The 24,672-nt window shown below is 72.1% G+C and carries 18 protein-coding genes and 1 pseudogene; 15 read left to right on the top strand and 4 right to left on the bottom strand.

The genetic code is table 11. The features are described 5' to 3' along the window. Positions 1-64: 64 nt before the first annotated feature. The 3 genes and pseudogenes from ACH4PU_RS21040 to ACH4PU_RS21030 form a co-directional block, all read right to left on the bottom strand. A pseudogene (locus ACH4PU_RS21040) lies at positions 65-1,342 on the bottom strand (MFS transporter); the annotation flags it as partial. A gap of 234 nt (positions 1,343-1,576) precedes the next feature. Continuing rightward, complete coding sequence (locus tag ACH4PU_RS21035; protein WP_398273961.1) at positions 1,577-2,233, bottom strand: MBL fold metallo-hydrolase; 657 nt, start codon at positions 2,231-2,233, stop codon at positions 1,577-1,579. Positions 2,234-2,300: 67 nt separating this feature from the next. Next, positions 2,301-2,987, bottom strand: coding sequence for a maleylpyruvate isomerase family mycothiol-dependent enzyme (locus tag ACH4PU_RS21030; RefSeq protein WP_398273958.1), 687 nt, complete (start codon positions 2,985-2,987; stop codon positions 2,301-2,303). Positions 2,988-3,237: 250 nt separating this feature from the next. Between ACH4PU_RS21030 and uvrA the strand changes: the two genes are divergently transcribed. Together uvrA and ACH4PU_RS21020 are read left to right on the top strand one after the other, a co-directional pair. Next, a complete protein-coding gene (gene uvrA, locus ACH4PU_RS21025; protein ID WP_398273955.1) occupies positions 3,238-6,303 on the top strand; it encodes an excinuclease ABC subunit UvrA in 3,066 nt (1,021 codons plus the stop codon). Between the two features lie 339 nt (positions 6,304-6,642). Continuing rightward, positions 6,643-7,080, top strand: a complete 438-nt coding sequence (locus tag ACH4PU_RS21020; protein ID WP_398273952.1) for a ubiquinol-cytochrome c reductase iron-sulfur subunit — start codon at positions 6,643-6,645, stop codon at positions 7,078-7,080. A 271-nt stretch (positions 7,081-7,351) separates the two neighbouring features. Here ACH4PU_RS21020 and ACH4PU_RS21015 read toward each other — a convergent pair whose 3' ends face one another. Beyond that, complete coding sequence (locus ACH4PU_RS21015; RefSeq protein ID WP_398273949.1) at positions 7,352-8,275, bottom strand: hypothetical protein; 924 nt, start codon at positions 8,273-8,275, stop codon at positions 7,352-7,354. A gap of 246 nt (positions 8,276-8,521) precedes the next feature. Between ACH4PU_RS21015 and ACH4PU_RS21010 the strand changes: the two genes are divergently transcribed. The 13 genes from ACH4PU_RS21010 (at position 8,522) to pgi (ending at position 24,527) form a co-directional block, all read left to right on the top strand. Beyond that, on the top strand, positions 8,522-9,151 hold the full coding sequence (locus ACH4PU_RS21010; protein ID WP_398273946.1) for a papain-like cysteine protease family protein: 630 nt from the start codon (positions 8,522-8,524) through the stop codon (positions 9,149-9,151). 4 nt (positions 9,152-9,155) lie between these two features. Beyond that, positions 9,156-10,025, top strand: a complete 870-nt coding sequence (locus ACH4PU_RS21005; RefSeq protein ID WP_398273943.1) for a hypothetical protein — start codon at positions 9,156-9,158, stop codon at positions 10,023-10,025. Between the two features lie 113 nt (positions 10,026-10,138). Then, complete coding sequence (uvrC, locus tag ACH4PU_RS21000; RefSeq protein WP_398273940.1) at positions 10,139-12,127, top strand: excinuclease ABC subunit UvrC; 1,989 nt, start codon at positions 10,139-10,141, stop codon at positions 12,125-12,127. A 163-nt stretch (positions 12,128-12,290) separates the two neighbouring features. Further along, entirely contained in the window at positions 12,291-13,223 is a 933-nt protein-coding gene (rapZ, locus tag ACH4PU_RS20995) for an RNase adapter RapZ (protein WP_398273935.1), read from the top strand. Further along, complete coding sequence (gene yvcK, locus ACH4PU_RS20990) at positions 13,220-14,269, top strand: uridine diphosphate-N-acetylglucosamine-binding protein YvcK (RefSeq protein WP_185943717.1); 1,050 nt, start codon at positions 13,220-13,222, stop codon at positions 14,267-14,269. The genes rapZ and yvcK overlap by 4 nt, the downstream gene beginning before the upstream one ends. After that, complete coding sequence (whiA, locus tag ACH4PU_RS20985) at positions 14,260-15,279, top strand: DNA-binding protein WhiA (protein WP_004948030.1); 1,020 nt, start codon at positions 14,260-14,262, stop codon at positions 15,277-15,279. The genes yvcK and whiA overlap by 10 nt, the downstream gene beginning before the upstream one ends. A 232-nt stretch (positions 15,280-15,511) precedes the next feature. Beyond that, positions 15,512-18,475, top strand: coding sequence for a M14 family zinc carboxypeptidase (locus tag ACH4PU_RS20980; RefSeq protein ID WP_398273930.1), 2,964 nt, complete (start codon positions 15,512-15,514; stop codon positions 18,473-18,475). A 204-nt stretch (positions 18,476-18,679) separates the two neighbouring features. Further along, positions 18,680-19,684 carry a type I glyceraldehyde-3-phosphate dehydrogenase gene (gene gap / locus ACH4PU_RS20975; protein WP_185943719.1) on the top strand — a complete coding sequence of 335 codons (1,005 nt, stop codon included), beginning with the start codon at positions 18,680-18,682 and terminating at the stop codon, positions 19,682-19,684. A gap of 120 nt (positions 19,685-19,804) precedes the next feature. After that, positions 19,805-21,016, top strand: coding sequence for a phosphoglycerate kinase (locus tag ACH4PU_RS20970; RefSeq protein ID WP_398273925.1), 1,212 nt, complete (start codon positions 19,805-19,807; stop codon positions 21,014-21,016). A gap of 6 nt (positions 21,017-21,022) precedes the next feature. Then, positions 21,023-21,799 (top strand): triose-phosphate isomerase, encoded by a 777-nt coding sequence (gene tpiA, locus ACH4PU_RS20965; RefSeq protein WP_398273921.1) that lies wholly within the window; start codon positions 21,023-21,025, stop codon positions 21,797-21,799. Positions 21,800-21,931: 132 nt separating this feature from the next. Further along, positions 21,932-22,162 carry a preprotein translocase subunit SecG gene (gene secG, locus ACH4PU_RS20960; protein ID WP_185943722.1) on the top strand — a complete coding sequence of 77 codons (231 nt, stop codon included), beginning with the start codon at positions 21,932-21,934 and terminating at the stop codon, positions 22,160-22,162. Between the two features lie 158 nt (positions 22,163-22,320). After that, the gene (locus tag ACH4PU_RS20955) at positions 22,321-22,656 is read left to right on the top strand and encodes an RNA polymerase-binding protein RbpA (protein WP_003957010.1); all 336 of its coding nucleotides are present in this window, start codon (positions 22,321-22,323) and stop codon (positions 22,654-22,656) included. Between the two features lie 218 nt (positions 22,657-22,874). Continuing rightward, the gene (pgi, locus tag ACH4PU_RS20950; RefSeq protein WP_398273917.1) at positions 22,875-24,527 is read left to right on the top strand and encodes a glucose-6-phosphate isomerase; all 1,653 of its coding nucleotides are present in this window, start codon (positions 22,875-22,877) and stop codon (positions 24,525-24,527) included. Positions 24,528-24,672 lie beyond the last annotated feature (145 nt).

Raw genomic sequence — 24,672 nt, 5'->3', positions numbered from 1 at the left:
GCGGGCCGGGGAGCCCGGTCAATGGTGCGGCGTCCGGCGCCTCCACGGTCCTCCCCGCCGCGACATCCGGCGTCGGCGGGGCGTCCGGCGCCTCCGTGGACGCGGGTCGGGTCTCCGGCAGCAGGGCGAAGCAGGCCAGGCTGAGCAGCGCGACGGCGATCAGGTAGACGGCCACGCCCCAGGGCGGCCGGTCCCCCCGGGTGACGGCCGTGGCGACCAGCGGTGTGACGGCGCCGCCCAGGATGCCCGCGAGGTTGTAGCCGACGGTGGCGCCCGTGCAGCGCACCCGGGGCGCGTAGAGCTCCGGCAGATACGCGCCGACCACGGCGAACGTGATCATGAAGGCCAGCATCGCCACGACGAAGCCCGCCGTCATCAGCACGGGGTTCCCGGTGTGCAGCAGGGCCACCATCGGGAACATCCACAGGACGACGGCCGCGCAGCCGGCCAGGCACAGCGGGCGCCGTCCGACGCGGTCGCCGAGGAGGGCGAGCGGCGGCGTGGCCACGCCCGAGGCGACGACCGCCACCATGACGCAGACCAGCATGACGGTGCGGTCCACGCCGAGCCGTTCGGTGCCGTAGGCCAGGGCCCAGGTGGTGACCGTGTAGTAGACGGCGTAGCCCATGGCCAGCCCGCCGGCGGAGAGCAGGACGAGCCGCCAGTGGTCGCGGACCACCTCGGCGATCGGCAGCGGGGCCCGCTGTCCGGGAGCGAGTTCGTGGAACTCGGGGGACTCGCTGATCCGGCTGCGGAGCAGCATGCCGCCGACCGCGAGCACGCCCGCCACCCAGAAGGGCACCCGCCAGCCCCAGGAGCGGAACTGCGCGTCGGTGAGGCCGAGGGAGAGGCCGAGCGTGATGCCGTTGGCGAGCAGGAAGCCCAGCGGGGGGCCGAGTTGGGGGAAGCACGACCACAGCGCGCGGCGGTGCGCGGGGGCGTGCTCGGTGGTGAGCAGCACGGCGCCGCCCCACTCCCCGCCGAGGCCCAGCCCCTGGAGGAAGCGCAGCACGAGGAGGAGCAGCGGGGCGGCGGCACCGATCGCGGCGTACGGGGGCACCAGCCCGACGGCGACGGTGGCGACGCCGGTCAGCAGCAGGGAGACGACGAGGACGGGGCGCCTGCCGTACCGGTCGCCCACGTGTCCGAAGAGCACGGATCCCAGCGGGCGGGCGATGAAGCCCACCCCGAAGGTGCCGAACGCCGCCAGGGTGCCCATCAGGGGTGAGGCGGTGGGGAAGAAGAGCGGGCCCAGCACCAGCGCGGCCGCGGTGCCGTAGGCGAAGAAGTCGTAGTACTCGATGGCCGTCCCGACGAGGGAGGCGGTCGCCAGGCGGAGCATGGCGGGAAGACCGGTGGGACCGGCAGGACCGGTGGGGGAGCCGTCACGGTGCATGTACCGTCCAACTTCCCGTGCCGGTACGGGACACGGGGCGCGCGGACGCGTTTCCGGGGGCGCGAAGGAACCTCCGCTTCCGGTTGCCCTGCGGTGGACGCGCGCCCCCCGGCGCCTGGCGGCGGACGCGCGCCCCCGCCGACGGGGGCCGGAGAGCCCGGCGCCGCTGTCACACCCGTCTCACCAGCCGCGCTCGCGCCACTCCGCGAGGTGGGGCCGCTCGGCGCCGAGGGTGGTGTCCGCGCCGTGCCCGGGGTAGACCCAGGTCTCGTCCGGAAGCCGCCCGAAAAGCTTGGTCTCCACGTCGCCGAGCAGGCTCGCGAACGCCGTGGGGTCGTCGTGCGTGTTGCCGACGCCGCCCGGGAAGAGGCAGTCGCCGGTGAACACGTGCGGGGGACCGTGCGGGTCGTCGTAGACCAGCGCGATGCTGCCCGGCGTGTGCCCGACCAGGTGGACGGCGGTGAGGGGCACCCGGCCCACCCGCAGCGTGTCGCCGTCCTCGACGGGCACGTCCGTGGGCACCGGGATGCCCTCCGCGTCGTACCGCCCGGCGTAGGTGCGGGCGCCGGTGGCGTCCACCACCTCGCGCAGCGCGCCCCAGTGGTCCCCGTGCCGGTGGGTGGTGACGACCGCGGCGATCCCGCCGTCGCCGATCAGGCTGAGCAGCGTGTGCGGCTCGGCGGCGGCGTCGATCAGCAGTTGCTCGTCCGTCGCGCGGCAGCGCAGCAGGTAGGCGTTGTTGTGCATCGGACCGACCGCGACCTTGGAGATCATCAGGTCGGTCAGCTCGTGTACGTCGGCGGGCCCGCCGACCTTCACCGCTCCCGTGTATGCCATGGGATCAGCCTAGTTCCTCGGTACGACAACGGGCCGTGGGCGGCGGGTGCCCACGGCCGTACCGGCGTCACAGCGGCGGCAGGGCCGGGACCGGGCTCCCGCCGGCGTCCAGGGCGGCGGCGTCGTTCCGGCCGGCGAGCCAGCCCAGCAGCGCGGGCGCGGGCCCGGAGACGCGGAGCCGGGGGCCGTCCGTGCCGCCCGTCCGCCACTCCCGCCCGTCCTCCGCGGCGAGCAGCAGGGCCGCCACCCCGGGGTGGCCAGAGAACCGCCGGGCCAGGAAGCCGATCTCCCGGTCGGTGAACTCGGCGGGCAGGTCCGCGAGCCCGTAGCCGATCCCGAGGTCCACATGGTGCAGCTCGACCTCGATCAGCCGCCGGAAGGGGACCCGGGAGGCGCGGTCCGTGACGCCGTTGCGCAGGGTGACGGTACGGGAGAGGTCGCCGGGGGCGGCGGCCGCCTCCAGGAAGCGCCGTGAGCTGTCCCGCAGGTCGGTGAGGTGGACGGCGAGGGGACGCGGGGCGTCCCGTTCGATGTCGGCGTCCCGGACCGCCGCGTCGGCGTACATGGGCCGTCCGGCGAGCACGTTGACCAGGGCGTCGGCGTTGCGCGCGAGATGGGCCAGGACGTGGCCGCGGGTCCAGCCGGGGAGCCGGGAGGGCTCGGCGAGGGCGGACTCCGGGAGCTTGGCCACGGCGGTCAGCAGCCGGTCGGTGGCCTCGCCGACCAGGGCGAGGTCGTGCTCGTGATCAGCCATGGCCCGACGATAGCGCCGCCACTCGTTCGGGTGAAGGAGGCGGACTCCGGCCGTGAATCGAACGCGCGTGCTATACGCTCGATGTGCGGCATCCTGGAGAGATGGCCGCAGCGCTCTCGTACCCTGGCTGGGTCGGGAGCATCGCTCCGCACTGACCTCTGCCGCCGCGACGGGCCCGCATCCGGGCCGGCGTCGCGTGGCGGCGGGGCCGGCGCACCCCCTCGTCTTCTCAAGAAAGGTGCCGACCGGCGTGGCAGACCGTCTCATCGTCCGTGGCGCGCGCGAGCACAACCTCAAGAACGTCTCGCTCGACCTCCCCCGTGACTCCCTCATCGTCTTCACGGGTCTTTCCGGGTCGGGCAAGTCGTCCCTCGCCTTCGACACGATCTTCGCCGAGGGGCAGCGCCGTTACGTCGAGTCGCTCTCCTCGTACGCACGGCAGTTCCTGGGCCAGATGGACAAGCCCGATGTGGACTTCATCGAGGGCCTGTCCCCGGCCGTGTCCATCGACCAGAAGTCGACCTCGCGCAACCCGCGCTCCACGGTCGGCACGATCACCGAGGTCTACGACTACCTCCGCCTGCTGTTCGCCCGGATCGGCAAGCCGCACTGCCCCGAGTGCCGGCGGCCGATCTCCCGGCAGTCGCCGCAGGCCATCGTCGACCGGGTGCTGGAGCTGCCCGAGGGCAGCCGCTTCCAGGTGCTGTCGCCGCTGGTGCGCGAGCGCAAGGGCGAGTACGTCGACCTCTTCTCCGACCTCCAGACCAAGGGCTACAGCCGCGCCCGGGTGGACGGCCAGACGATCCAGCTCACCGAGCCGCCCAAGCTGAAGAAGCAGGAGAAGCACACCATCGAGGTGGTCGTCGACCGCCTCACCGTCAAGAGCAGCGCCAAGCGCCGGCTGACCGACTCGGTCGAGACCGCGCTGGGCCTCTCCGGCGGCATGGTCATCCTGGACTTCGTCGACCTCCCCGAGGACGACCCCGAGCGTGAGCGGATGTACTCCGAGCACCTCTACTGCCCGTACGACGACCTCTCCTTCGAGGAGATGGAGCCGCGCTCCTTCTCCTTCAACTCGCCCTTCGGCGCCTGCCCGGACTGCACCGGCATCGGCACCCGCATGGAGGTCGACCCCGAACTGATCGTCCCGGACGAGGACAAGAGCCTGGACGAGGGGGCGATCAGCCCCTGGGCGCACGGCCAGAGCAAGGACTACTTCCACCGCCTGGTCTCCGCCCTCGCCGACGAGCTGGGCTTCCGCACGGACATCCCCTGGGCGGGGCTGCCGCAGCGCGCCAAGAAGGCCCTGCTGAACGGCCACCGGACGCAGGTCGAGGTGCGTTACCGCAACCGGTACGGCCGCGAGCGCGCGTACACCACCTCGTTCGAGGGCGTCATCCCGTTCGTCAAGCGGCGGCACTCCGAGGCGGAGAGCGACTCCAGCCGCGAGCGCTTCGAGGGCTATATGCGCGAGGTGCCGTGCCCGACCTGTGAGGGCACCCGCCTCAAGCCGGTCGTGCTGGCGGTCACCATCCAGGACCGCTCCATCGCGGAGGTCTCCGCGATGTCCATCAGCGAATGCGCCGACTTCCTGCGGGACATGACGCTCACCGGCCGCGAGAAGAAGATCGCCGAGCGCGTCCTCAAGGAGGTCAACGAGCGCCTCCGCTTCCTCGTCGACGTCGGCCTGGACTACCTCTCGCTCAACCGCGCGGCGGGCACCCTCTCCGGCGGCGAGGCGCAGCGCATCCGGCTCGCCACGCAGATCGGCTCCGGCCTGGTCGGCGTGCTCTACGTGCTGGACGAGCCGTCCATCGGCCTGCACCAGCGCGACAACCACCGGCTCATCGAGACGCTGGTGCGGCTGCGGGACATGGGCAACACCCTGATCGTCGTCGAGCACGACGAGGACACCATCAAGGTCGCCGACTGGGTCGTGGACATCGGCCCGGGCGCCGGCGAGCACGGCGGCAAGGTCGTGCACAGCGGCCCGCTGGCCGAGCTGCTGGCCAACGACGCCTCGATGACCGGGCAGTACCTCTCCGGCCGGCGGGCCATCGCGACCCCGGACGCGCGGCGCGCGATCGACAAGAAGCGCATGCTCACCGTGCGCGGCGCCCGGGAGAACAACCTGCGCGACATCGACGTGGCGTTCCCCCTCGGGGTGCTCACGGCCGTCACCGGTGTCTCGGGGTCCGGCAAGTCGACGCTGGTCAACGACATCCTGTACACGCACCTGGCCCGCGAGCTGCACGGCGCCCGCACGGTCCCCGGCCGGCACACCCGGGTGGACGGCGACGACCTGGTCGACAAGGTCGTCCACGTCGACCAGTCGCCGATCGGCCGGACGCCGCGCTCCAACCCGGCCACGTACACCGGGGTGTTCGACAACATCCGCAAGCTCTTCGCGGAGACGATGGAGGCGAAGGTCCGCGGCTACCTGCCCGGCCGCTTCTCCTTCAACGTCAAGGGCGGCCGCTGCGAGAACTGCTCCGGCGACGGCACCATCAAGATCGAGATGAACTTCCTGCCGGACGTCTACGTGCCGTGCGAGGTCTGCCACGGGGCGCGGTACAACCGCGAGACCCTGGAGGTGCACTACAAGGGCAAGTCCATCGCCGAGGTACTGGACATGCCGATCGAGGAGGCGCTCGGCTTCTTCGAGGCGGTCCCGACGATCGCGCGCCACCTGCGGACCCTCCACGAGGTCGGCCTCGGGTACGTGCGCCTCGGGCAGCCGGCTCCGACGCTGTCCGGCGGCGAGGCGCAGCGCGTCAAGCTCGCGAGCGAGCTGCAGAAGCGCTCGACGGGCCGCACGGTGTACGTCCTCGACGAGCCGACGACCGGCCTGCACTTCGAGGACATCAACAAGCTGATCTCGGTGCTGTCGGGTCTGGTCGACAAGGGCAACAGTGTGATCGTCATCGAGCACAACCTCGATGTGATCAAGACGGCCGACTGGATCGTCGACATGGGCCCGGAGGGCGGCAAGAACGGCGGCATGGTCATCGCCGAGGGCACGCCGGAGGAGATCGCGGCCGTCGAGGACAGCCACACCGGCCGCTTCCTGCGGGAGATGCTCGGCGAGCGGATGGCCGGCCCGGACCCGGCGGACGCTCCGAAGCGGGGCGCCGCGGGGCGGCGGGCGCCCGCGAAGAAGACCGCCGCGAAGGCGGCGGCCGGCAAGTCGGCCGCGGGGAAGGCCGCGGCGGGCAAGTCGACGGCGGCGAAGAAGACCGCGGCGAAGAAGACCGCGGCCAAGAAGGCGCCGGCCAAGACGGCGGCGAAGAAGGCGGCTGGGCGCCGCCGGGCCTGACAGCCGAGCCGACGTCCGGTCCCGGACCCCTTCGGGGGACGGGACCGGACGCGTATCCGGGGCCTTCCGGACGCGTATCCGGGGCCTTCCGGACGCGTATCCGGGGCCTTCCGGACGCGTATCCGGGGCCTTCCGGACGCGTATCCGGGGCCTTTCCGTGGCCGCGCGGCAGGGGCGGGGCGGTTCGGCCGAGTGTGGGCTCGGCACGCGCCGTGCCGTACGGGCGCCGCGCTGGTACGACACCGCGCGGGGACGCCCGGACGGTGCCGGTATCGTCGGGACCGATCGTCACAGCAGCCCCGGCGGCAGCGCCCGTCGGCGTACCCCCGTGGAGCCTCCATGACCAGCCCGCAGCCGGCGCCCTGCTGCGCCTCCCGCCGTACCGTCCTGCGGGGGGCCGCGCTCGCGGGCGCGGCCGGGCTGGGCGTCACCGCCTGCGGCGGCCGGGAGGGCGGCACGGCCTCCCCGACGCCCACCGCCCCCGTCGAACTGGGCGCCGCGGGCGAGGTCCCGATCGGCGGGGCGCGCCTCTACCGGGAGGAGCGGGTGCTGGTCACCCGGCCGAAGAAGGACGAGTACCGGGCGTTCAGCGCCGTCTGCACCCACGCCGGCTGCGTCGTCTCGAAGATCGAGGACAGTACGGCGATCTGCCACTGCCACGGCAGCAAGTTCGACGCGAACACCGGCAAGGTGCTGCACGGCCCGGCCTCGGTGCCGCTGCCCGAGGTGCCGGTGCGGGTGAGCGGCGACCGGCTGGTGGCGGGGCCGGAGAGCTGACCGGGGCCGGCCCGCAGGGTAGACCCCTCAGGCCCGATCCGTCGGGCCCGATCACTTCGGGCCGGGCCGGGGAGCCGGCCGGCGACGGGGGCGGGACCTGCGGCGGGCCCACGGCCGGCCCTACGGCGGGCGACCCCTCCGACCGGCCTGGTACGACGGCCCACGACCGGCTCGTCTCGTACGACGGCCGCCCGCGGCGCGCGTCCGACCCCGTCCGCTCGCAGGGCCCTTCCCGGCCTCACGACCCGCCCTCAACGCCGTCGGCCCGCGTTCACGACCAGTCCCACCCGATCCCCACGATCCCCGGCCGTACCGCCTGTTCCACCATGTGCACCCCCGGGTGCCGTCCCGCCAGCGTCAGTTCCTCCTGGCCGCCGCGCGGCGCGCTCGCCGTGGCCTGGCTGAAGCGGCGGCAGCGGACGGGCAGCGCGGCGGCGTCGAAGCGGACCTGGAGGACGTACTGCCCGCCGGCGAAGCTGAATCCGCGGACGTACTCGCTGCTCTGGCCGCCCGTCCCGTCGTCGAACGCGTAGCCCAGCAGATGCGTTTCGCCGCACCGCAACCGGGTGTCGAACAGCAGCTCCGCGACCAGGACGCCGGCCCCCGCGTGCCACCGGACGCGCCCAACGCGGCAGTTCTCGGTGGCGCGTACGCCGATGCGGGCCGGGTCGCAGCCGGGGTCCCCGTAGTGGATGGCGATATAGCGGTCGACGCCGTCCCGGTGCGCCCGGACGACGTGGTGGGACTCGCGGCCGCGGAGTTCGCGCCGCGCCCCTATGTGGACGTGTTCCAGGTGGCAGACGGTGTGCAGCCCGCCGTCGGCGGGGGTCTCCAGCTCGGCGAGGAGCCGTTCCACCGCGCGGGCCTCGTCCATGAGGGCGCGCAGGGAGCGGGCGGCGGGACGCTCCGACGCCGGCCGGGCGTCCGGTTCCAGTAACCGGGTCAAGGCCTGCGCGGGCAGGTCCAGAATCTCCTCCAGCAGCCGCACCGCGCGCAGCGACTCGGGGCGCCGCGGTCTTCGGGCCCCCTGCTGCCAGTAACTGAGGCTGGTGACACCGACGGTGACGCCGCGTTGGGCGAGCCGGCGCTGCACCCGGTGCAGGGCCAGGCCGCGCGCCGTCAGCGCGGTGCGCAGTGCCAGGTGGAAGGGTCCGGTGCGGAGCGCCTGGGCCAACTCGGCCTCGGCGTCTCGCATGCTGGTCCGTACCATGCGCTCGCTGCCTCCTGTGAATATTCACTCGGGGTGACCGGGGTCACGGCCGCGGGGAGGACAGCCTTCCTCCTGACGGGCACAGGACGTTCACAACCGTCGTGATCCGTTCACTTGGGTGTTCCCTATCGCATTCAAGCCGGTTGACCGACACCCGACAACATCCGATGCTCCTCACCAGCGTCCGGACGCGCTCCTCCACCGAACCACCCCACCACGGGAGGAACGTCCATGTCCCGTGCCTCGGCACAGCTCGAAAGACCCCGAATATCCCCCACCCCGCGCGGCAGACGGCTGTCCGTCGCCGCCCTCACCGCCGCCGCGCTGATCGCGCTGCCCGCCGCCACCGCCACGGCCGCTCCCGCCGGCCATGAGCTGCGCGGTGCCAACAAGCTCAACATCTCCATGCAGGCCCAGCAGAAGGACAACTGGTGCTGGGCCGCCTCCGGCAACACCATCGCCACCTGGTTCGGCCGCAAGTACAGCCAGAACCAGTTCTGCAACGCAGCCTTCAACCGGCAGCAGGGCACCGACTGCCCCAACAACCAGGCCAACCTGGGCAACGTCCAGAACGCCCTGCGCTGGGCCGGCATCAAGAGCGGCTCGTACGTGGACGGCTGGCTGCGCTACGCGACCGTGCAGAGCGAGATCAACGCCAAGCGGCCGATCGAGACGCGCATCGGCTGGAAGTCCGGCGGCGGCCACATGCACGTCGTCTACGGCTACGACGATTCCAACAGCATGGTCTACTGGGGCGACCCGTGGCCGAGCAGCAACCGCTACAACTGGGCGTCGCACAGCTGGTATGTGAACAACAACCAGTTCGCCTGGACGCATTCGCTCTACCGGATCGGCGGGTGAGGTCATGACCACGCGTGAAACCCACCGCTCCGGCCGGACGTACGCCCGTGTCGCGGCCGCCGGCGCCCTGACCACCGGCGTGCTCGCCCTCGCCCCGCTCGCCCATGCCGCACCGCCGCCCGCGGTCCCCGCCCCGCCCGCCGCCGGACTGGCGGCGGCCCACGACGCGGCGGCGTCCTCCACGACGCTGGACACCCTGTCCCGGTTCTTCGCCCGGGACGGCGCCCTCGCCAAGGCGGACGCCAAACCGCGGATCGAGGGCGCGGCCGTGCCCGTCTACGCGCTCTCGCCCGACTTCGTGGCGGGCAAGCGGAACGCGCCCGTCGCCACGCTGGAGTTCCTCGCCAGCAAGGCCGTCTCGGCCGACGGACAGAAGGCGTCCGTGTGGACGGCCGGCGGCGGCACCGACTGGAAGGTCGTCAACATCGCCACCGGCGACGACGAGACGCGCTACGCGGCCGAGGGGGCGAAGAAGCTCAGCGGCGGCACGGTCTTCCGCGAGCCCCAGGTCAACGCCTGGTACGTGCAGCGCGCCGACCGGATCCTGCCCCTGAACACCGAGGCCGTCCGGGCCGTCGGCGCCCGCGGCACCACCGTGGACGCCTACCGGGACCGCGTCCACAAGGCGTACGGCGACAAGCTGCCCGGTTCGGCCTACGCGAAGAAGGGCCTGGCGGGCGGCTACGGAGGCGGGCCCGAGGCGCAGACGGCCCCGGCGGCCGACGCCCCCGCGCCGCTCGCCGCCGAGCCCGTCGGCTCGGCGTCGAGCGGCTCGGGCGGCTCGCGCACCACCACCCTGGCCGCCTCGGCCGGCGGCGCGGCCCTGGTCCTCGGCCTCGGCGCCGTCGCCGTCCGCAGGCTCAGGCGCCGCTGACGCGACGCCGGTAACCCCCCACACGCTCCGGCCCCGGCGCCCTCCACGCGCCGGGGCCGGAGCCGTGCGTCCGAGGGACCGGCTTGTCAGTGCCCGCAAGTAGGGTGTGAGACATGGCCGACCCCAGCAGCTACCGACCCAAGCCGGGACAGATCCCCGACTCGCCCGGGGTGTACCGGTTCCGTGACGAGCACGGCCGGGTGATCTACGTCGGGAAGGCGAAGAGCCTGCGCCAGCGGCTCTCCTCGTACTTCCAGGACCTCGCCGGTCTGCACCCGCGCACCCGCACGATGGTCACCACCGCCGCCTCCGTCGAGTGGACCGTGGTCGCCACCGAGGTCGAGGCGCTGCAGCTCGAATACTCCTGGATCAAGGAGTACGACCCGCGCTTCAACGTGAAGTACCGGGACGACAAGAGCTATCCCTACCTGGCCGTCACCCTGAACGAGGAGTTCCCGCGCGTCCAGGTCATGCGCGGCGCCAAGAAGAAGGGCGTGCGCTACTTCGGGCCCTACGCGCACGCCTGGGCGATCCGCGAGACCGTCGACCTGATGCTCCGCGTCTTCCCCGTCCGCACCTGCTCCGCCGGGGTGTTCAAGCGCTCCGCCCAGATCGGCCGCCCCTGTCTGCTCGGCTACATCGGCAAGTGCTCCGCCCCCTGCGTCGGCCGCGTCACCCCCGAGGAGCACCGCGAACTCGCCGAGGAGTTCTGCGACTTCATGGCCGGCCGCACCGGCGCCTACCTCCGCCGGCTGGAGCGGCACATGCAGGAGGCGGCCGAGGAGATGGAGTACGAGAAGGCCGCCCGGCTCCGCGACGACATAGGGGCGCTGCGGCGCGCCATGGAGAAGAACGCCGTCGTCCTCGCCGACGCCACCGACGCCGACCTGATCGCCGTGGCCGAGGACGAGCTGGAGGCGGCCGTGCAGATCTTCCACGTCCGCGGCGGCCGGGTGCGCGGCCAGCGCGGCTGGGTGACCGACAAGGTCGAGGCGGTGGACACCGCGGGCCTGGTCGAGCACGCGCTCCAGCAGCTCTACGGCGAGGAGCAGGGCGACGCGGTGCCCAAGGAGGTCCTCGTCCCCGCCCTGCCGGACCCGGTCGAGCCGGTCGCCGAGTGGCTGACCGCCCGTCGCGGCTCCCGCGTCGACCTGCGCATCCCGCAGCGCGGCGACAAGAAGGACCTGATGGCGACGGTCCAGCGGAACGCCCAGCAGGCGCTGGTCCTGCACAAGACCAAGCGCGCCTCCGACCTGACCACCCGCTCCCGCGCCCTGGAGGAGATCGCCGAGGCCCTGGGGCTGGACTCGGCGCCGCTGCGCGTCGAGTGCTTCGACATCTCCCACCTCCAGGGACAGGACGTGGTGGCGTCCATGGTCGTCTTCGAGGACGGGCTCGCGCGCAAGAGCGAGTACCGCCGCTTCCAGATCAAGAGCTTCGAAGGGCAGGACGACGTCCGGTCCATGCACGAGGTCGTCTCCCGCCGCTTCCGCCGTTACCTGCGGGAGAGCCAGAAGACGGGGGAGTGGACCGTAGAGGAGGCGGACGGTCCGGACGAGGACACCGCCGGCCCCCGCGACGACAACGGCCGCCCCAAGCGCTTCGCCTACCCGCCGCAGCTCGTCGTGGTCGACGGCGGCCGGCCCCAGGTGCAGGCCGCCCGCCGGGCCCTGGACGAGCTGGGCATCGCCGACGTCGCCGTCTGCGGCCTCGCCAAGCGCCTGGAGGAGGTCTGGCTGCCGGACGAGGAGGATCCGGTCGTCCTGCCGCGCACCAGCGAGGGCCTCTACCTGCTCCAGCGCGTCCGCGACGAGGCCCACCGCTTCGCCATCGCCTACCAGCGCGGCAAACGCGCCAGGACGATGAAGGCGTCCCCGCTGGACGCCGTCGCCGGCCTGGGCGACAGCCGCAAGCAGGCGCTGCTCAAGCACTTCGGCTCGGTGAAGAAGCTGCGCGCGGCCACCGTCGAGCAGATCTGCGAGGTGCCCGGCGTCGGCCGGAAGACCGCCCTGGCCGTCGCCGCCGCCCTGGCCGAAAGCGCCCCGCCCGCCCCGGCCGTCAACATGGCGACGGGCGAGATCCTGGACGAGTCCGAGGGATGATGGAGACGACGGCGAGGAGCGCGGGAGCGGCCGGCGGGCGCGTGGCCCCGGTCCGGGCGCCGCACCCCGCGCGGATCAGGGAAAGAGCACAGGGAGAGCCGGACGGACGGGGCCGCGACCACGGCCCCGCCGGCAGAACGGGGGACACCACATGCAGCACGGCATGAACGAACACGATCGGGACGGAGCAAAGGTGAGTACGGGCACGACGGCGGACACGACCGGCGAGGCGGCGGGCATCCCCGAGCTGGTCATCATCTCGGGCATGTCGGGGGCGGGCCGCAGCACCGCCGCCAAGTGCCTGGAGGACCTCGGCTGGTTCGTCGTCGACAACCTGCCGCCCGCCCTCATCCCCACCATGGTCGACCTCGGCGCCCGCTCCCAGGGCAACGTGGCCCGGATCGCCGTGGTCGTCGACGTCCGCGGCCGGCGGTTCTTCGACAACCTCCGCGAGTCCCTCGCGGACCTCGCCGCCAAGAAGGTCAAGCGCCGGGTGATCTTCCTGGAGGCGTCCGACGACGCCCTGGTCCGCCGCTTCGAGTCGGTCCGCCGCCCGCACCCCCTCCAGGGCTCCGGCCGCATCGTCGACGGCATCGCCGCCGAGCGCGACCTGCTCCGCGAGCTGCGCGGCGACGCCGACCTGGTGATCGACACCTCCAGCCTGAACGTCCACGAACTGCGCGCCAAGATGGACGCCCAGTTCGCCGGCGAGGAGGAGCCGGAGCTCCGCGCCACCGTCATGTCCTTCGGCTACAAGTACGGCCTGCCCGTCGACGCCGACCTGGTGGTGGACTGCCGCTTCCTGCCCAACCCCCACTGGGTCCCCGAGCTGCGCCCCTTCACCGGTCTCAACGAGGAGGTCTCGGGCTACGTCTTCAACCAGCCCGGCGCCAAGGAGTTCCTCGACCGCTACACCGAGCTGCTGCAGCTCATCGCGGCCGGCTACCGCCGCGAGGGCAAGCGGTACGTGACGATCGCCGTGGGCTGCACGGGCGGCAAGCACCGCTCGGTGGCCATGTCCGAGAAGCTCGCCCACCGCCTCGTCTCGGAGGGTGTCGAGACCGTCGTCGTCCACCGGGACATGGGGCGCGAGTGACCGGCCGCGGTTTCCGGATGCGCCGCGCCCGCCGGGTCGTCCCCGGCGGTCCGCGCGGCGCCGAGCGGCGCCTCCAGCGCCGCACCCAGCCCAAGGTCGTCGCCCTCGGCGGCGGCCGCGGGCTGTCCGCCTCGCTCGCCGCGCTGCGCCGGATCACCGGCGACCTGACGGCCGTGGTCACCGTCGCCGACGACGGCGGCTCCAGCGGCCGGCTGCGCGACGAGCTCGGCGTGCTGCCCCCGGGCGACCTGCGCAAGGCCCTCGCCGCGCTGTGCGGCGACGACGACTGGGGGCGCACCTGGTCGCGCGTCGTCCAGCACCGCTTCGCCAGCGAGGGCGACCTGCACGGCCACGCCGTCGGCAACCTGCTGATCGTCGCCCTCTGGGAGCAGCTCGGCGACCACGTCCAGGCCCTGGACCTGGTCGGCAAGCTGCTCGGCGCGCACGGCCGGGTGCTGCCCATGTCGGCCGTCCCGCTGGAGCTCCAGGCGCTGGTCCGCGGCCACGACCCCCGCGAGCCGGACGCCGTCACCACCGTCCGCGGCCAGGCCACCGTCGCCCTCACCCCCGGCGAGGTGCACTCCGTGCACGTGGTCCCGGAGGACCCGCCGGCCGTGCCCGAGGCCGTCGAGGCGGTGCTGGACGCCGACTGGGTGGTGCTCGGCCCGGGCTCCTGGTTCTCCTCGGTGATCCCGCACCTGCTGGTCCCCGAGCTGCTGACCGCCCTGCAGGAGACCAAGGCCCGCCGGGTGCTCTCGCTGAACCTCGCCCCCCAGCCCGGCGAAACCGAGGGCTTCTCCCCGCAGCGTCATTTGGAGGTTTTGGCCCGACACGCCCCTAAACTCGCCCTGGACGTGGTGCTGGCCGACGAGGCCGCCGTGCCCGACCGGGACAGCCTCCGGGACGCCGCCAAGCGGCTCGGCGGCACGGTCGAGCTGGCGCCGGTCGCCGCCCAGGGGAGTTCCGCTACGCACGATCCGGAACTGCTGGCCGCCGCGTACGACCGTATTTTTCGGATGCATGGAAGGATCGGCCCATGGCGATGACGGCAGCGGTGAAGGACGAGATCTCCCGGCTCCCCGTCACCCGGACCTGCTGCCGGAAGGCGGAGGTCTCGGCGATCCTCCGCTTCGCCGGCGGCCTGCACCTGGTCAGCGGGCGCATCGTGATCGAGGCGGAGCTGGACACGGGCATCGCGGCCCGGCGGCTGCGCAAGGACATCCTGGAGATCTTCGGCCACGCCTCCGACCTGGTCGTCATGGCCCCCGGCGGACTGCGCCGCGGCAGCAGGTACGTGGTGCGGGTGGTGGCGGGCGGTGACCAGCTGGCCCGCCAGACCGGCCTGGTCGACGGCCGCGGCCGGCCGATCCGCGGCCTGCCCCCGCAGGTCGTCTCCGGCGCCACCTGCGACGCGGAGGCCGCCTGGCGCGGCGCCTTCCTGGCCCACGGCTCGCTGACCGAGCCCGGCCGCTCCTCCTCCCTGGAGGTCACCTGCCCCGGCCCGGAGGCGGCGCTCGCCCTGGTCGGCGCCGCCCGCCGGCTCCAGATCGCGGCCAAGGCCCGCGAGGTGCGCAACGTGGACCGGGTGGTCGTCCGCGACGGCGACGCCATCGGCGCGCTGCTCACCCGGCTCGGCGCCCATGAGTCGGTGCTCGCCTGGGAGGAGCGCCGGATGCGCCGCGAGGTGCGGGCCACCGCCAACCGGCTGGCCAACTTCGACGACGCCAACCTGCGCCGCTCCGCCCGGGCCGCCGTCGCCGCCGGGGCCCGGGTCCAGCGGGCCCTGGAGATCCTCGGCGAGGAGGTCCCGGAGCACCTCGCCGCCGCCGGCCGGCTGCGCATGGAGCACAAGCAGGCGTCCCTGGAGGAGCTGGGCGCCCTCGCCGACCCGCCGCTCACCAAGGACGCCGTGGCCGGCCGGATCCGCCGGCTGCTCGCGATGGCCGACAAGCGCGCCCAGGACCTCGGCATCCCCGGCACCGAGTCCAACCTGACCGAACTGGCCGATCTGCCGGAGGATCTGGTGGACGGCATGGTCAAGGGCATGGCCGGCTGACACCGGCCGTGAGGGTGCGTTCCCGGCGCCGGGGAGCGGTTTTCGGCCGGTCCGATGGATCCGGCCGATGCCCGACCGCTTCCGGCCGACTCCGCGGCGGGCCCCCGGGCGGGCGGCCCGCTCCGCCGGGGCCTCCGCCTCCCACCCCCTCCCAGGCCCTATTGACATGCCCATGGGCCCTCGGAAGCCTGTCGTCCGGCATGGACGGGACAGACAACGGCAAGGGGGGTTCATGAGACGCAGGACACGAGCGACCCTCGTGGCGGCATCGCTGCTCCTCGGCGGAGTCACCGCGGCACCCTTCGCACACGCCACACCCTTCGCACCCGCACGACCGGACACCGGGGCCGCCGACACCTCCGAGGCACCGACCGTATGGACCGGCGAGGTCACCCAGGCCCAGGTGCCGCTGCTGCTCAAGGCGGGCGTCGACGGGCACGAGCTGGGCCGGCCCACCGGAGACCGGGCCGTCCCGGTCGAGCTCTACCTCACCCGCGCGCAGGCCGACGGACTGCGCGGACAGGGCGTGAAGCTCACCGAGAAACAGATGTCACCCCGCGCCCGCGAGCGCCTCAAGCCCGGGGGCGACGGCGTCTTCCGCCCGTACAGCGGCCCCAAGGGCCTCCAGCGCGAGGTGATCGACACCGGCCGGGCCCACCCCGGGCTGACCAAGGTCGTGAGCATCGGCAAGACCGTCCGCGGGCAGGACATCCTCGCCCTCAAGCTCAGCAAGGACGCGGCCCGGAGCAAGGACGGCTCCAAGCCCGCCGTGCTCTACATGTCCAACCAGCACGCCCGGGAGTGGATCACCCCGGAGACCACCCGGCGGCTGATGCACCACTACCTCGACCGCTACGGCAAGGACCCGCGGATCACCCGGCTCGTGGACCGCACCGAACTGTGGTTCGTGCTCTCCGCCAACCCCGACGGCTACGACCACACCTTCAAGAGCCCCGAGACCCGCTTCTGGCGGAAGAACCTCCGCGACAACAACGGCGACGGGAAGATCACCGCGGGCGACGGCGTCGACCTCAACCGCAACTTCCCCTACAAATGGGGCTACGACAACGAGGGCTCGTCCCCCGACCCCGACTCCGAGACGTACCGCGGCCCCGCCCCCGCCTCCGAACCGGAGACCCGGGCACTGGACGCGTTCGAGAAGCGCGTCCGCTTCTCCTACGCCGTCAACTACCACTCCGCCGGGGAGATGCTGCTCTACGGCGTCGGCTGGCAGGTCGCCACGCCCACGCCCGACGACGTCCTCCTCAAGTCCCTGGCCGGGACCCCGGAGAAGTCCGCGATCCCCGGCTACCGGCCGCAGCTCTCCTCGGAGCTGTACACCACCAACGGCGAGGCGGACGGCCACGCGGCCAACGTCAACGGGACGCTGATGTTCACCCCGGAGATGTCGACGTGCCGCACCGCCTCGCGCGCGGACACCTCCGGCCGCTGGGACCCGGCCGACTGCCCGTCGGAATTCGCGTTCCCCGACGACAAGAAGCTGATCCAGGCGGAGTTCGCCAAGAACCTGCCCTTCGCCCTCTCCGTCGCCGAGACCGCCGCCCGCGGCGACCGCCCGGTCTCCGTGACCGGTCTGGACGCCCCGGACTTCACCCCGCACGCCTTCGGCGCGTCCTTCGCGCGCGGCACCGGGCAGACCGTCGCCGTCACCGCCCGCAAGAGCGTGCGCGACAAGAAGCTCAACTACCGCGTCGACGGCGGGAAGACGCACACCGCGGCCGTCAGGCCCTGGAAGGGCGGCAAGCGCTACGGCGGGCACGACAACGTCCGCTTCGACGAGTACCGGGGCACGGTCCCGGGTGCCCGCGAGGGAGCCAGGGTGGAGGTCTGGTTCACCGGGCGCACGGCCGAGGGCAAGGCCACCCGCAGCAAGCCCTTCACCTACACCGTCTGGCACCGCCCCGAGGCCGACACCCTGGTCATCGCCGACGAGGGCGGCACCGCCCCGGCCCGGCACGCCGTGACGTACACCGAGGCCCTGTCCGCGGCCGGCCGCAAGGGCCTGATCTGGGACGTCGCCCGGGACGGCACACCCGATCCGCTCGGCGTCCTCTCCCACTTCAAAACGGTCCTCTGGTACACGGGCGACAACAAGCCGAGCGGCGGCACCCTGCTCGCCGTCCGGGACCACATCAACGAGGGCGGCAAACTCATCACGATGGGTGAGCGGGCCGGCGGCGAGTCCCGCGTCGGCCGGGCCGATACGGACGACTTCTCCCAGTACTACCTGGGCGCCTACACCCGTACCCCGGCACAGCACCCCAAGCGCTTCGCCGGCACCGGACCCCTGGCCGGCGTCCGCGCCGACCTCGCCGACGCGCCCGGCAACCCGCTCGACGCCGCCGGCACCTACGTCGTCACCTCCGACGCGCTGCGCTCCCGCGCCTTCCCGCAGTTCCGCAGTGCGCCGGCCGGCGACTACCCCGGCGTCCGGGGCGCGTACGAACCCTGGGCCGGCGACTGGATGGCCAACGCCGCGCACAAGGACCGGGCCTGGATGCGCCTCGCCCGCACCGCCGACCTGACCGGCGTCCGCGCCGGCGCCAAACCGGCGCTCGGCCTCCGCCTCAGCGTCGACACCGAGCCGGAGTACGACCAGGTGATCGTCGAGGCGCACACCGTCGGCCGGGACGACTGGACCACCCTGCGCGACACGAACGGCGGTACGACGGACGAGGTTCCGCAGGGCTGCTCCGCGCTGGTCGCGCTCCACCCCTTCCTCAAGCACTACCTCACCGTCGCCGGCGACGACTGCGCCGCCCGCGGCACCAGCGGCGGCTGGCACCGCTTCACCGGCTCCACCCAGGGCTGGCACGCCGCCTCCTTCGACCTGAGCGCGTACGCGGGCAAGAAGGTCGAGCTGGCCGTCTCCTACGTCACCGACTCCGGCACCGGCCGCCGGGGCGCGCTCGTCGACGAGGCCGCCGTCACCGGCGTCGACCGGGCGGCCGAGGGTTTCGAGAGCGGATCACTGGGCACCTGGAAGGCTCCCGGGGCACCGGCCGGGAGCGCCCGGAACACCGGCGACTGGGCGGCCTCCCGGGCGCTCGCCCACTCCTCCGCCGCCGTCGTAACCCCCGACACCGCGCTGCTGGGCTTCGGCCTGGAGCACGTGCGGGACGGTAAACAGCGCGTGACCCTGCTGCGCGCCGCACTACGCGCCGTGCACGGCTGACCGGGGGGCGCCCCCACGGGAGGCAGCCCCTTGTGGTAGCGGTCCGCGCCCCTTCGCGCCTCTTCTTCGAGGGGGCGCGGACCCCTGTCCCACCAGGCCCGCCAATGTCACGTACGTCCCGGGTTGGGGGTAGGGTCGGTGGTGGTCGGGGACATCCCATACAGTCGCCGGGACAGACCGGCACACCAACGAGGAGATCGGTTCGTGACGATCCGCGTAGGCATCAACGGCTTTGGCCGTATCGGTCGAAACTACTTCCGTGCGCTCCTGGAGCAGGGTGCGGACATCGAGATTGTCGGTGTCAACGACCTGACCGACAATGCCACTCTCGTCCACCTGCTGAAGTACGACTCGATCCTGGGCCGTCTGGACGCCGAGGTCAGCCACACCGACGACTCGATCACCGTCGGTAACCAGACCTTCAAGACGATGGCCGAGCGCGACCCCGCCAACCTGCCCTGGGGCGAGCTGGGCGCCGACATCGTCATCGAGTCCACCGGCATCTTCACCAAGCGCGAGGACGCCGCCAAGCACCTCGCCGCCGGCGCGAAGAAGGTCCTCATCTCGGCTCCGGCCAAGAACGAGGACATCACCATCGTGATGGGCGTCAACCAGGACAAGTACGACGCGGCCAACCACCACGTCATCTCCAACGCCTCCTGCACCACCAACTGCGTGGCGCCGATGGCCAAGGTCCTCGACGAGAGCTTCGGCATCGTCAAGGGCATGATGACGACGGTCCACGCGTACACCAACGACCAGCGCATCCTGGACTTCCCGCACTCCGACCTGCGCCGCGCCCGCGCCGCCGCGGAGAACATCATCCCCACCTCGACGGGCGCCGCCAAGGCCACCGCCCTGGTCCTCCCGCAGCTCAAGGGCAAGCTGGACGGCATCGCCATGCGCGTCCCGGTCCCGACCGGCTCGGTCACCGACCTCGTCCTGGAGCTCGAGCGCGAGACCACCAAGGAAGAGATCAACGCCGCCTTCCAGAAGGCCGCCGAGGGCCAGCTGAAGGGCATCCTCGAGTACACCGAGGACCCGATCGTCTCCTCGGACATCGTCAACTGGCCGGCCTCCTGCACCTTCGACTCCCTGCTGACCATGGTCCAGGGCAAGCAGGTCAAGGTCGTCGGCTGGTACGACAACGAGTGGGGCTACTCCAACCGTCTGGTGGACCTCACCGTCTTCGTCGGCGGTCAGCTCTGATCCCGGCCTGACGGCTACGCCCACCGGCACAGCGATGCAGCGGACGGGGCTCGAACGGCGCGACGGCGCGCCGTCCGGGCCCCGTCCCATGACCCTTACGGACGTCACCGGAGTCACGGCATGAAGACGATCGACGAACTCGTTCAGAGCGGCGTCGAGGGCAAGCGGATCTTCGTCCGCGCCGACCTCAACGTGCCCCTGGAGGGCACCTCCATCACGGACGACGGCCGCATCCGCGCCGTCGCCCCGACGATCGCCAAGCTCGCCGAGGCGGGCGCCAAGGTGATCGTCGCCTCCCACCTGGGACGTCCGAAGGGCGCCCCGGACCCCGCGTTCTCGCTGGCCCCCGTCGCCGTGCGGCTCGGTGAGATCCTGGGCAGGAACGTCTCGTTCGCCACCGACACGGTCGGGGACAGCGCGAAGGCCACCGTCGCCGCTCTCGGCGACGGCGAGGTCACGCTGCTGGAGAACCTCCGTTTCAACGCGGGCGAGACCAGCAAGGACGACGCCGAGCGCGGCGCGTTCGCCGACGCCCTCGCGTCGCTCGCCGACCTCTACGTCGGCGACGGCTTCGGCGCCGTGCACCGCAAGCACGCCTCGGTCTTCGACCTCCCGGCGCGCCTGCCGCACGCCGCGGGCGAGCTGATCGCCACCGAGGTCGGCGTCCTGAAGAAGCTGACCGAGGACGTCAAGCGGCCGTACGTCGTGATCCTCGGCGGCGCCAAGGTCTCCGACAAGCTGGGTGTCATCGACCACCTGCTGGAGAAGGCCGACCGCATCCTGGTCGGCGGCGGCATGGCGTACACCTTCCTCAAGGCCAAGGGCCACGAGGTCGGCATCTCGCTGCTCCAGGAGGACCAGATCCCGGCCTGCCTGGAGTACCTGGCCCGGGCCGAGAAGCGCGGCGTGGAGTTCGTCCTCCCGGTGGACGTCCTGGTCTCCGCCGACTTCCCGGACCTCAAGGGCAAGACCCCGGCCAACCCGGACCTCGTCGCCTCGGACGCCATCCCGGCGGACAAGGAGGGCCTGGACATCGGCCCGAAGACCCGGGAGCTGTACGCCTCGAAGCTCGCCGACGCCGGCACCGTCTTCTGGAACGGGCCGATGGGCGTCTTCGAGCACCCCGACTACGCGAACGGCACCAAGGCCGTCGCGCAGGGCCTGCTGGACTCGCCGGGCTTCACCGTCGTCGGCGGGGGCGACTCGGCCGCGGCCGTGCGCATCCTGGGCTTCGACGAGAACGCTTTCGGCCACATCTCGACCGGCGGCGGCGCCAGCCTCGAATACCTCGAGGGCAAGACGCTCCCCGGCCTCGCCGCACTGGAGGACTGACAGATCGTGAGTGCACGTACCCCGCTGATGGCGGGCAACTGGAAGATGAACCTCAACCACCTCGAGGCCATCGCCCACGTCCAGAAGCTCGCCTTCGCCCTCGCGGACAAGGACTTCGAGGCCGTCGAGGTCGCCGTCCTGCCGCCGTTCACCGACCTGCGCTCCGTGCAGACGCTGGTCGACGGCGACAAGCTGAAGATCAAGTACGGCGCGCAGGACATCTCCGCGTACGACTCGGGCGCGTACACCGGGGAGATCTCCGGACCGATGCTCGCCAAGCTGAAGTGCTCCTACGTGGCCGTCGGCCACTCCGAGCGCCGCCAGTACCACGGTGAGTCGGACGAGCTCTGCAACGCCAAGGTCAAGGCCGCCTTCAAGAACGGCATCACCCCGATCCTCTGCGTCGGCGAGGGCCTGGACGTCCGCAAGGCGGGCAACCAGGTCGCGTACACCCTCGCGCAGCTCGACGGCGGCCTGAAGGACGTCCCGGCCGAGCAGGCGGAGAACATCGTCATCGCCTACGAGCCCGTCTGGGCCATCGGCACCGGCGAGGTCGCCACGCCCGAGGACGCGCAGGAGGTCTGCGGTGCCATCCGCGGCCGCCTCGCCGAGCTCTACTCCCAGGAGCTGGCGGACAAGGTCCGGATCCAGTACGGCGGCTCGGTGAAGTCCGGCAACGTCGCCGCGATCATGGCGCAGCCCGACGTGGACGGCGCCCTGGTCGGCGGTGCCGCGCTGGACGCCGACGAGTTCGTCAAGATCGTTCGCTTCCGCGACCAGTAGCGGTATCCCGACGGGCCCCGCCCGTCGTACCCTGTCGGGGCCGGGACCGGCGCAAACGCGCCGCCCGGCCCCGCAGCGTCATCGTCCAGTGTCCGTCCGTGACAGTCCGAGAGAGTTGGTCCAGCCGTGGTCATGGGGTTCTCGATCGCCCTCATCGTCTTCAGCCTGCTGATGATGATGCTGGTGCTCATGCACAAGGGGAAGGGCGGTGGCCTGTCCGACATGTTCGGCGGCGGCATGCAGTCCTCCGTCGGCGGGTCCTCGGTCGCCGAGCGCAACCTCGACCGCATCACCATCGTCGTGGGCCTGCTGTGGTTCGCCTGCATCGTGGTGCTCGGGCTGCTGATGAAGTTCAAGAGCTGACGCTCCGTCGCACCCTCGGCCTATGATGGTGACCGCGTCTTCACGGCCGGTCGGTAACTCCTGCCGCTGGACGCGCGTTGGGCCTTACGTAGACTGGGGCGCCCGCGGCGGAGCGGACTGTCACGCTCCGCGGCACCATCACGCAGGGAGTTACGACCGTGGCAAGTGGCAACGCGATCCGAGGAAGCCGGGTCGGGGCGGGGCCGATGGGGGAGGCGGAGCGCGGCGAATCGGCACCGCGGCTGCGCATCTCCTTCTGGTGCTCCAACGGGCACGAGACACAGCCCAGCTTCGCCAGCGACGCGCAGGTGCCGGACACCTGGGACTGCCCGCGCTGCGGCTTCCCGGCCGGCCAGGACCGGGACAATCCCCCGGACCCGCCGCGCACCGAGCCCTACAAGACGCACCTCGCGTACGTCAGGGAGCGGCGCAGCGACGCGGACGGCGAGGCGATCCTCGCCGAGGCGCTGGCGAAGTTGCGCGGGGAGATCTGAGGACCGCCCGCGGCGCATGAGCCGTATGAAGAAGACGACCGGCCCGGCCGGGAGGTATCCACCTTCCGGCCGGGCCGGTCGTGCTCTCCGGGTGAACCGTTTCGTCCCACCGTCTCGTCCCCCCGGCGGGTGATGCCGCGCGACGGAATGGATGTTCCATCAACTAGGTTGGTGGGAGGCGAGAGAGCTACGAGAAGAACGAAGGACTGATGTCCGGAATGAACGCTGAAGCCCGTCACAGGCTCGACCGCATGCCCGAGTGGAACGCGCTGGCCAAGCACCGGGAAGAGATCGGGGAGGTGCACCTGCGCGAGCTGTTCGCGGACGACCCGCGACGGGCGGAGAGGTACGCGCTGACCGTCGGCGACCTCTACGTCGACTACTCGAAGCACCTGGTCACCGACGACACCCTGCGGCTGCTGCGCGAGCTCGCGAAGGCGACGGGCGTGGCGGAGCTGAGGGACGCGATGTTCCGGGGCGAGAAGATCAACACGACCGAGGGCCGCGCGGTGCTGCACACCGCCCTGCGGGCGCCGGAGTCGGCGGTCGTCGAGGTGGACGGGGAGAACGTCGTCCCCGCCGTGCACGCGGTGCTGCGGAAGATGCGGGACTTCGCCGGCCGAATCCGCTCCGGGGAGTGGAAGGGCCACACCGGCAAGCGCATCCGCAACGTCGTCAACATCGGTATCGGCGGATCCGACCTCGGTCCGGCGATGGCCTACGAGGTGCTGCGGCCCTACGCCGACCGGGACCTGACGCTCCGTTTCGTCTCCAACGTGGACGGCGCGGACCTGCACGAGGCCGTGCGCGACCTGGACCCGGCCGAGACGCTGTTCATCGTCGCGTCCAAGACCTTCACCACCATCGAGACCGTCACCAACGCCACCTCCGCGCGGGAGTGGCTGCTGGCAGGTCTCGGGGCCGGTGAGGACGCCGTGGCCAAGCACTTCGTGGCGCTGTCCACCAACGCCGAGAAGGTCGCCGACTTCGGCATCGACACCGCCAACATGTTCGAGTTCTGGGACTGGGTCGGCGGCCGCTACTCGTACGACTCGGCCATCGGGCTCTCCCTGATGATCGCCATCGGCCCGGACCGCTTCCAGGAGATGCTGGACGGCTTCCACCTCGTCGACGAGCACTTCCGCACCGCGGCGCCCGAGGAGAACGTGCCGCTGCTGCTGGGCCTGCTGGGCGTCTGGTACGGCAACTTCCACGACGCGCAGTCGCACGCGGTGCTGCCCTACAGCCACTACCTGTCGAAGTTCACGGCCTACCTGCAGCAGCTGGACATGGAGTCCAACGGCAAGTCCGTGGACCGCGAGGGACGGCGCGTGGACTGGCAGACCGGGCCGGTGGTGTGGGGGACTCCCGGTACCAACGGGCAGCATGCCTACTACCAGTTGATCCACCAGGGGACCAAGCTCATTCCCGCCGATCTGATCGGCTTCGCCCGTCCCGTGGACGAGCTGTCGCCTTCGCTCGCGGCGCAGCACGATCTGCTGATGGCCAACCTGTTCGCCCAGGGGCAGGCGCTCGCCTTCGGGAAGACGGCGGAGGAGGTGGCGGCGGAAGGGGTTCCGGCGGAGCTGGTGCCGCACAAGACGTTCCGGGGGAACCGTCCTACGACGACGGTTCTCGCTGACGCGTTGACGCCGTCCGTGCTGGGGCAGTTGATCGCCTTGTACGAGCACAAGGTGTTCGTGCAGGGGGCTGTGTGGAACATCGACTCCTTCGATCAGTGGGGAGTCGAGCTGGGGAAGGTGCTGGCGAAGCGGGTGGAGCCTGCGCTCTCTGAGGGGGCTGCTGTCGAGGGGTTGGACGCGTCCACCGCCGCGCTCGTCGCCCGGTACCGGGCGGTTCGGGGGCGCTGACGCGCTGGGGGTGCCCCGGTCCCGCCCTTTCTCCGTTTCCTGGGGCTGCGCCCCAGACCCCTTTTCGCGGCTTCGCCGCTCGTCCTCAAACGCCGGACGGGCTGAATACCAGCCCGTCCGGCGTTTGAGGACAGCGCCCGCAGGG

The sequence above is a fragment of the Streptomyces sp. NPDC021100 genome, assembly GCF_044333095.1.
GTDB lineage: Bacteria > Actinomycetota > Actinomycetes > Streptomycetales > Streptomycetaceae > Streptomyces.
The sequence above is the reverse complement of the archived record's forward strand: the minus strand, read 5'-3'. Positions and strand labels throughout refer to the sequence as shown.

Coding starts and splice junctions, on each gene's coding strand:
- rapZ (WP_398273935.1), top strand. CDS start 12,291: ATGAACGAACACGATCGGGACGGAGCAAAGGTGAGTACGGGCACGACG.
- ACH4PU_RS21030 (WP_398273958.1), bottom strand. CDS start 2,987: ATGGCTGATCACGAGCACGACCTCGCCCTGGTCGGCGAGGCCACCGAC.
- ACH4PU_RS20980 (WP_398273930.1), top strand. CDS start 15,512: ATGAGACGCAGGACACGAGCGACCCTCGTGGCGGCATCGCTGCTCCTC.
- uvrC (WP_398273940.1), top strand. CDS start 10,139: ATGGCCGACCCCAGCAGCTACCGACCCAAGCCGGGACAGATCCCCGAC.
- ACH4PU_RS21010 (WP_398273946.1), top strand. CDS start 8,522: ATGTCCCGTGCCTCGGCACAGCTCGAAAGACCCCGAATATCCCCCACC.
- ACH4PU_RS21020 (WP_398273952.1), top strand. CDS start 6,643: ATGACCAGCCCGCAGCCGGCGCCCTGCTGCGCCTCCCGCCGTACCGTC.
- ACH4PU_RS21015 (WP_398273949.1), bottom strand. CDS start 8,275: ATGCGAGACGCCGAGGCCGAGTTGGCCCAGGCGCTCCGCACCGGACCC.
- whiA (WP_004948030.1), top strand. CDS start 14,260: ATGGCGATGACGGCAGCGGTGAAGGACGAGATCTCCCGGCTCCCCGTC.
- ACH4PU_RS20970 (WP_398273925.1), top strand. CDS start 19,805: ATGAAGACGATCGACGAACTCGTTCAGAGCGGCGTCGAGGGCAAGCGG.
- pgi (WP_398273917.1), top strand. CDS start 22,875: ATGAACGCTGAAGCCCGTCACAGGCTCGACCGCATGCCCGAGTGGAAC.
- secG (WP_185943722.1), top strand. CDS start 21,932: ATGGGGTTCTCGATCGCCCTCATCGTCTTCAGCCTGCTGATGATGATG.
- ACH4PU_RS21005 (WP_398273943.1), top strand. CDS start 9,156: ATGACCACGCGTGAAACCCACCGCTCCGGCCGGACGTACGCCCGTGTC.
- ACH4PU_RS21035 (WP_398273961.1), bottom strand. CDS start 2,233: ATGGCATACACGGGAGCGGTGAAGGTCGGCGGGCCCGCCGACGTACAC.